Source organism: Azospirillum himalayense, assembly GCF_042657465.1.
In the GTDB taxonomy this organism is placed as follows: domain Bacteria; phylum Pseudomonadota; class Alphaproteobacteria; order Azospirillales; family Azospirillaceae; genus Azospirillum; species Azospirillum himalayense.
In genome coordinates, this window is sequence record NZ_JBHSLC010000115.1 from 93,762 (window position 1) to 101,739 (window position 7,978).

7 protein-coding genes are annotated in these 7,978 nt (G+C 63.0%); all 7 read left to right on the plus strand.

The window, feature by feature from the left end:
- The first annotated feature begins 3 nt into the window (after positions 1–3).
- A complete protein-coding gene (locus ACFPMG_RS31645) occupies positions 4–504 on the plus strand; it encodes a GNAT family N-acetyltransferase (RefSeq protein ID WP_376999689.1) in 501 nt (166 codons plus the stop codon).
- 247 nt (positions 505–751) lie between these two features.
- Positions 752–1,768, plus strand: coding sequence for a DUF1376 domain-containing protein (locus ACFPMG_RS31650; protein WP_376999691.1), 1,017 nt, complete (start codon positions 752–754; stop codon positions 1,766–1,768).
- A 16-nt stretch (positions 1,769–1,784) separates the two neighbouring features.
- A complete protein-coding gene (locus ACFPMG_RS31655) occupies positions 1,785–2,375 on the plus strand; it encodes a hypothetical protein (RefSeq protein ID WP_376999693.1) in 591 nt (196 codons plus the stop codon).
- Positions 2,372–3,370, plus strand: a complete 999-nt coding sequence (locus ACFPMG_RS31660) for a hypothetical protein (protein ID WP_376999695.1) — start codon at positions 2,372–2,374, stop codon at positions 3,368–3,370. The genes ACFPMG_RS31655 and ACFPMG_RS31660 overlap by 4 nt, the downstream gene beginning before the upstream one ends.
- Before the next feature lie 965 nt (positions 3,371–4,335).
- A complete protein-coding gene (locus ACFPMG_RS31665; RefSeq protein ID WP_376999697.1) occupies positions 4,336–5,334 on the plus strand; it encodes a WYL domain-containing protein in 999 nt (332 codons plus the stop codon).
- An 8-nt stretch (positions 5,335–5,342) separates the two neighbouring features.
- Positions 5,343–6,215, plus strand: coding sequence for a hypothetical protein (locus ACFPMG_RS31670; RefSeq protein ID WP_376999699.1), 873 nt, complete (start codon positions 5,343–5,345; stop codon positions 6,213–6,215).
- Positions 6,212–7,882: a hypothetical protein gene (locus ACFPMG_RS31675; RefSeq protein ID WP_376999701.1), complete on the plus strand. Its 1,671-nt coding sequence runs from the start codon at positions 6,212–6,214 to the stop codon at positions 7,880–7,882. Before ACFPMG_RS31670 ends, ACFPMG_RS31675 begins: the two co-directional genes overlap by 4 nt.
- The last annotated feature ends 96 nt before the right edge of the window (positions 7,883–7,978 follow it).

A 7,978-nucleotide genomic window follows, 5' to 3' on the forward strand; every position in this document is an offset into this window, starting at 1 on the left:
GCCATGACCGCGCTGACCCGCAACATCTTCATCCGCGCTCTGACCCGTGACGACGTGCCCGAGGTGATCGACCTCCTCCAGTCCTGCCACCGCCGGCCGGACGGCACAGTGCCCCCGCGCTATGGCGAATCCCACCTACGCAGGATGCTCTACGACGCCACCGCGGCCATCTGCCCGCACGGCTCCAACGTACTGGTGGCGGTGGTCGACGGCGACATCGTCGGCGTGGTGGCCTACCGCTCTGCCTTCATCTCGGCGCTGGGCTGGGAGATCGCCTATTGGGGCGCGTCGCCCCGTCACCAGGGGCACGGCGTAGGTGGGCGCCTCCTCGATGCGGCGCTCACGCAGATCCGTCACGGCGCCGCACCTGATCACTTCGTGCTGGTCCGCACCGCCCATCCAGCCGCCTTCGCGCGGCGTGGGTTCCATCCGCTGCCTGACGATGCAGCCCTGATGCGGGCGCAGGTCCGGGGCTTGCGGTTGGCCACGCTGGAGAGTGCGTGATGCCGGGGCGCCGCTACTTCCCGTGCCCTCGCTGGACAGCTGGCCAGAAGCGCCGCGCCGAGCGGGATCATCTCGCAGGCAAGGTCGAAGCCGTCACGGCGCCGACCGTAGGGCGGAGCGTCGCCGCGGTGCGGACGAAGATTGCCCGCATGGGCTTGCCCAAGGCGCCGGCCGACAGCCGCCAAGGCTCGCTGATCGCTGACGGCGGCCCAGCCAGCCCCTCGACCCCAACCCCTGAGAGGCGGTCATGAGCACGCCTTTGCAGCCTGACCCTCTCGTGCCGTCGGACGTCGACCTGCGGGACTTCCCGCACACGCCCTTGTTCCGGCACGCGCTGTTCAGCTCGACCTTCCATGCCCACGCCACCGCCGAGGAATGGCGAGCGGGGGTCACGCTCTGGCTGAAGTCGTGGGATCAGGTGCCGGCGGGGACCCTGCCTGCGAACGACGTCGACCTCTGCCGCCTCGCTGAGCTTGGCCGCGATATGCGGACGTGGCTGGAGGTGCGGGAGATGGCGCTGCACGGGTGGTTTCTGTGTTCCGACGGTCGCCTTCACCACCGCATAGTGGCTGAGGGAGTCTTGCACGCGTGGAAAAAGAAGCTGGAGCAGCGGTGGAAAACCGTGTGCTCCAGCATCCGCAAAGCGAACCAGCGGGCCGAAAAGCGTGGCCTGCCGAAGCAGGATCTGCCGACCTTCGAAGAGTTCTTGGCCCAGCGGGATGCCGATTCCCGCGCTCGCGCTCAACAGCAGCCCGATCATGCCGTTGATCTGGCTGATGCCGCCGTGCCGTCGGCGGATGAGGTGGACGAGCTGGATCAGGACGAGGATGGAGAGGAGGCCGAGGACGATGGTCTGGACGAACCGGCGGGCCATGTCGACGCGCCTCTGGACCCAGCGCCCCCCAAGCCGAAAGCGGAACATGTCCGCATCGGTGAGACGGTCGCCGCGATCATGGGCGTGGCTGACAACCCGAACTGGTTCGGGGATTACGGGCGCGTCATGGCGTGGCTCAAGCAGGGCGCCGACGAAGAGCTGATCGTTGGCACGGTCGCGCGGGTCATGGGCGAGCGCAGGAAGGGGCAGGGGCCGCCCAGGTCGCTGAACTACTTCGATGACCCCATCGCACGGGCCATCGCCGACCGCTCCCGTCCGCTCCCCGAGGTTTCCGATGTCCAACGAACTGATTCCGGCCGCCGCCGCGCCACACCTCCCAACCGATTTGAGGCCATCGTGGAGCAGGACCTTGCGGGAGGCTCTGGCTGATCATCAGGACGGTGCGATGGTCGATGGGGTGTGGGTAATGCGCCCTTCGGACTGGAAACCGCCGGCGGTCATTGCCCCGGAATCTCAGCAGGAAGCCGCCGCCGCTGTGGCTTGGCTCCGCGATCGGTCGGCTCCGGTTCCTGTGCATGTCGCCAAGCGGTGGGTCGCCCACCTCGCGAAGCGCATGGCAGGAGACATGCCGGCGGAAACGAAGCTGGCCACCGCCGTGACGGACATCGTCGAGGAGGGCTATCCGACGGCCATGTTCCAAGACCTGGAGATGCTCCGCCGCGTTGCCCGCCAGTTCAAATGGTTCCCCGGCTGGGCCGAACTTGCCCCAGTGCTTGACGCCGAACGCGACCGTCTGCGGCAGACCTTCGAGCGGTTGACGGTGATCGCCCGCGGGGGAGACGTGCGCCGCCGGCCCGGCAATCAGAACCGACGGCAGCATGATGACAGCGCGGCAGGCCCTCGCTCCATGAGCGAAAGCACGGAACGGCTCTTGGAGCAGTTCTGGGCGCAGAACGGTGGCCGTCCGGTGCGTCGGCGACCTGACGAAACCACCACCAATGATCAAGACGACACCGACGTGGGGAACGCGCGATGAGCAAGAAGAAGACCAAGGCCCGCGTGCGTGACGCCCAGGCTGCCGCGCCGTCCGCGCCACCTGTCCCAGCGTTCTGGGGCGCCGCACCGGACCGGCTGTCGAAGAACCTGAATGTGCCCGGCGTCTACACGTTCCGCGGCCCGATCGATGGGCGCGAGACCGTTCGTCATTTCCGCGTCTCGCAGGTCGCTGGAGGTCTGCTGCTGACGGACGCGACCGAGGCCGTGGCGCTGGAACTGGTCGAGCACGCCCGTCAGAAGGTTGACGCGTCTGCAGCCGCCGAACGAGCCCGGGTCGCCATTATCGGCGCCCGTAGCCCGAACGAGATCCGCGCCGCCCGTGGTGACGTGGTGGCCGAGCAGACCATGAAGGCCGGTGTGACCCGCGGCCGGGCGCTGACCTCGCTTGGCACCCTCCAGCAGCGCCACCTGCTGACCATGCGCCAGTTCGAGGCGGGCGACCGGCTGGCGCAGGACGTCAAGACCGTGGCCGGGGCGCGGGAGGCGCGGGACGATGCGGCGCCGGAATACTCGCCGATCGACGGCCGAGCATGGGAGGATTTCGCCGTCGCCGCGGGCCGGAACCTGGAACTGGTCAAGCGGGCGTGCTGTGACCTGCCTTGGTACGACGGTATCAGCCTGTGGACCATCGTGGAGGACATCGTGATCCACGAGAAGGTTCTGGCGGAAGCAGCGGGTGGAACATCCCGGTCGGTACAAGCCCGCACCAAGACCGCGCTCCGCATCGCCCTGGACGTGGTGGGTGACGTCTACGAACTGCCTGCGGACATAAAGCGGACGCGCATCTTGTTCAACGGCGTTCCCGTAGAGATGCGCTATTGCGAAGACATCGACGGCCTCAATGAAGAAGGGGAGCCGAGGATCATCCCGCGCGCCATCAAGCTGAAGGGCGAGCGGTGGGTGGAGACGGCGCCAACGATGTCAAAGCTCTACGATCGGGCGAAGAAGTTTCTGGCCTCTGAAGAGAATTATTGATTCTCAGAAGCCCTCTCCAGGGCGGCGCTGAAAGCCGCTTTGGGAAGGGTCGCCTTTTCCGTTCGCGGCTTAGGCAGTTCCTCTTGCCGAGAGCCTATGGTTGAACTGGAGTTCATGCTCGCTGCCGACGCTCCCCGCTGTCCGCCGAGCCATTCTCGCGCACATTCGTCAGACTGCACCGATCCGATGTCCCTGCTGTCGATGCTGGACCGTCCCGCACAGGCGGAAGTAGAACTGCCAATGCAATGCTAGCATACTAGGCATTTGCAAAGCCGAACAGGCCGGCGCGCGAACAGGTTACCGGCTGTTGAAAGCCGGCTGAAGCTGGGACGGTGGCTTGGAGCACGCGCAACCATTGTGACCCGGCTGCCTAGCCATCAGCCTAGACCCAGCGCTGAAACATCGCCTTCAACGGACCAGTGCAGGACGATCAAGGCGACGACGTTGCTCGTGAAATGGAAGCCCATCTCAAGCCTGTCGCCGCCTTCATCGGCGCCTTGGCCACGCACGACCGCCCTTTAGTGCGCGAAGCAATCTTGATGGGGCCTGCCCCAGGGAAACGCTCCCGTGTCACATGATCCAGAGTGCTGACACTCGACCCCCATGACCCCTGCAAACGCACCAGACCCCCCAGGAAAAATCGAACGAAGCTCGTCAAAATCTGGGGGGTCGATCCCGTATCGTGACCCGTGTCAGAGGTTGGCCCCGCGGATCCCGTTGGAGCCGATGCACGAAGGGAGATCGACCATGGTGCGCTTTGTCGGATGGGCGGTCATTGCTGGATTTGCCCTCTACGGCATGTCTAAGTTCGCCGCCAACCACGTCGTGAAGGATAAGAACCTGCCGGCCTGATGCGCCTTCATTGATGCCGGACGCTGGTTGACTTCGCCGTTTGGGACATTGTGAGTTGTGATTTGGCAAACGGAGATTGAACGGTATGCTCGCGAAAGCTATAACAAATACCGGTGAAACGCCGCATCGCCGCCGGGATTGCGGCATCAGGTCCTGAAATGCCTCGCAAGCACAACGACGCCCTGCCCGGTGACAAGCTTCTGGCGCTGTATCAGCGCTTGACCCTTGATGGGAGGAAGCATTTCCAGACCGATCTGGCGCGGGATCTCGTTTGTTCCGCCCAGAGCATCGTCCGGCTGATCGCCATCATCGAACGCAACCTCGGCCAGGACGCCTACATCGAGAGCGGTCTTGAGAGCCGCCGGCGCTTCTACAGGCTGCGGTCGAGGACGGAGGAGAAGTCCCTGGGCTTCACCTTCGAGGAGCTCCACTGCCTCGCCGCATGCCGGGATATCGCCGCGCAGTTTCTCCCCGAAAGCGTCGTTGACCGGATCAGCAGCACCGTCACAGCGCTGGCCCTTCACCTTGCGGAGGGGAGCCAGCCGATCGCAGGACAGCCAATCGGCTTCCGCGGCAAGGGTTTCATCGACTACTCGCCCCACTTCCGGACCATCACTATCCTTCGAAAGGCAATCGAACGGCGTCAGGTGTGCCGCATCGTCTACCGCGCCCGCGGGCGTCAGGCGGAGGGCGTCTACCGGTACGCACCGGGGCGCTTGGTGGCGATGAGTGGAACCCTGTACGCACAGGGCTACCGCATGTCCGAGGGGTCCGTTCTCCCCGAGCGTCCGACGACGTTTTCGATCCATCGAATCGCGGAGGTGACGCCGACCGGGGAGTATTTCCGCTTCAACGCCGCCGATGGAGAAGCCAGGACCTTCGGCCTGGGCTGGCACGAGCCGCGACGCGTCGCGGTCCGCGTGGAGTCCGAGGCCGCCGACTATGTCCGAGACCGGATCTGGAGCGACGATCAGGTCGTCGTGGACCAGGTGGACGGCAGCATAATCCTGTCCGTCACCACCACCAGCGAAAAAGAGCTTAACGCCTGGGTGTCGAGCTTCGGCGGCCAGGCCAGAATTCTCACGTCCGTCCCGCGCAATGCCAACAATTGAGATAGCCCATGTCGAGCACGAGCGATGAATACGCGGAACTCATGCGTGCCACCTTCAAGAGTGCGTCCGGCAAGAAGGAAACGGTAACGGCGACGGCAGGTAAAATGGCCCAACCGGCAGATACCGCGGTGGCCAAAGTGGAGGAATCAGACAGCGGCATCCTGGCATCGGTTACGGAGACGGCCGATACCATCTGGACCACCTTGAAGAACAACCCACTGGCCGCGGCGACCGGATTGGTCGTTGGGGTCGGCGCGGTCGCGGCCGCGCCCTTCACCGGCGGCGGCTCTGTGTTCGGAGGAGCCACTCTGCTGGCGTCGCTGGCCGGAGCCGGCGGAATCGCCACCGCCGCCGCTGTGGCTGGGGCGGGGGCCGGGGCGGCGATATCTCAAGCAACAACCGAATCGGCCCAACAGGAGGCTTTTGCCAGCGGACAGCAAAAGGCCGGCGCTGAAGCGGCGGTCCAAATGCAGGACCTGCAGGCGCAGATCGAACGCGCAGCGGCCCTCCTTTCCGACCAGAAGACGCTTCATGAGTTCTACGTGAACCTTTCCGCAATCGGGTTCGCGATGGCCGGCTGCGACGGCACCGTGACGACTGCGGAGATGGAGTGCATCAAGGAATTCATCGTTGGGGTGTCGAAAGACCATTTCCCCAAAGACATCCAGGATCTGATGGACGACCTTCGGCTGATCCCGCCCGATTTCGACGGTGCCATGATCTACGCGGAACACGTGGGCGTCAAACACTGGACGACCGTTGACGGCATTCTGGCCATCGTCAGTGAGGCGGACGGCGACAGCAACGAATACGAACACGACTTTCTGCTCAAATGGAAAGCCTACAAGGCGGCACGGCTCGGAGAAGGAGTCCCGGCATGAACGAATCCGTTGAACGCTTCCGGAGGAAACGGGCGATCTTGGCGGCCGCGGGTCTTTCCCCTCAGCATTCCGTCCACCTTGCCCCGCTCACCCAAGCTGAATCCGTCTCCGCCTGCGGGCTTCCGGCCGTTCTTCCCGGTGACGTCAACCAGAGCTTCGTCGCCGTGGACGCCGAGGCGCTCCTCGCCGAGATCCATGGGAAGCTCGATTCAGAGAAAATCGGGGCCCTGGTCGACGCATGCCAACAGGAATGCCTCCAAGCCATAATCCGGCCCCTCGGGCTCGCCAGAGCACTGTTCAATGACAAGGACGGTGGCAACGTCGACACGGTGCACAACGCTCGAAACAAGGTGTATGCGACGGATGCTGAGCGCGAAAAGTACAACGAGCACACAAGAAGCAATGAATACAACGACAAAGTCTCTCATCAATACCATCATAATAAAGGATACACTGAAAACAACGCCAAGTCTTCAGCCGCGCAAAAGGCTGATGGCGTTGTTGACGCATATACAGGAAAAGTACTGCGCAGAGACGATAAGAAGGATCAAGATCACGTCGTCTCGGGCAAGGAGGTTCATGAGGATCGTGGCCGAGTTCTCGCAGAAGTCGACGGAGTTGCTCTCGCTAACAGCGAGACCAATCTGAAACCAACTAGCCGTACTCTTAACAGGTCGAAACAGGATAGAACAGCGGAAAATTTCATCAAGTATGTTGAAGAAGTCAAGATTCCCAACTTGCAAAAGGATATTGCCGCGCTCGAGGCTAAACCCTCGCTGACACCTGATGAGCAGCGAATTCTTGCGGATCATAAGAGGCAGCTTCAAGAGTTTCAAAGCCTTGATAAGGAGAAGCTCCGGGCTGCTGACGCGGCTGCTCGAAAGGAAATCAACGGAAAGATCAACAAAGCTTACTATACGAGCAAGAAATTTATAAAAAACACAGCAGTCACCAGCGCCACAGAGGGCGGCAAAATGGCTCTTCAGCAGGCCATTGGCGTGCTCATGGAAGAATTCGTTCGCGCTGCCTTCGCCGAAGTGAAGGATGTGTGGCGCAACGGGTTCAAGGGGAAGGTCGACGACACGTTCCTGGACGCCCTCAAGCTTCGTCTTATGCGCGTTGCCGACCGCGTCCAGGCCAAATGGAAGCACGCAGCGGTCGCTTTCCGGGACGGGTTCATCAGCGGTTTCCTGTCCAACCTGATCACCGTCGTGATCAATGCTTTCGTGACGACATCGGCTCGCTGGGTGCGGATCACGAGAGAGGGCTTCATGTCGCTGTACCGCGCATTGAAGACCCTGGCGTTCCCTCCAGAGGGGATGTCGCTCGCCGAAGCGGCTGATGCCGCGTCGAAGTTGATGATGGCCGGCGTTGTAACTGGTGGCGGGATACTGCTCGAAGAGATCGTTGAGAAAAAACTGCAGGCGACGGCGCTCCTTGCTCCCATTGCCCCCTATGTTTCCGCAATCACGGTCGGTGTCGCCACCGGCCTGTGCACCGTCTTGGCCATCCATCTGCTCGACCGCCTCGACCTCTTCGGCGTGAACGCAAAAATCCGGCATGAGCATGTGATGGCGAAGCTCGACGAGACTATCTCGCATTCCTACACGCGGGCTCGGGAGGCGGCCGCCGCGTTCGATCCCCCTCCTCTCCTTCATCTGACCTAGCAGGACGCGGAAAAAGGTCTGTTGCCTGCCGGCCTGTCGTGATTCTCTACGGTCGTGGAGAATGCAGCCAGCGAGGGGGCGATGCGGGGCTCGGAC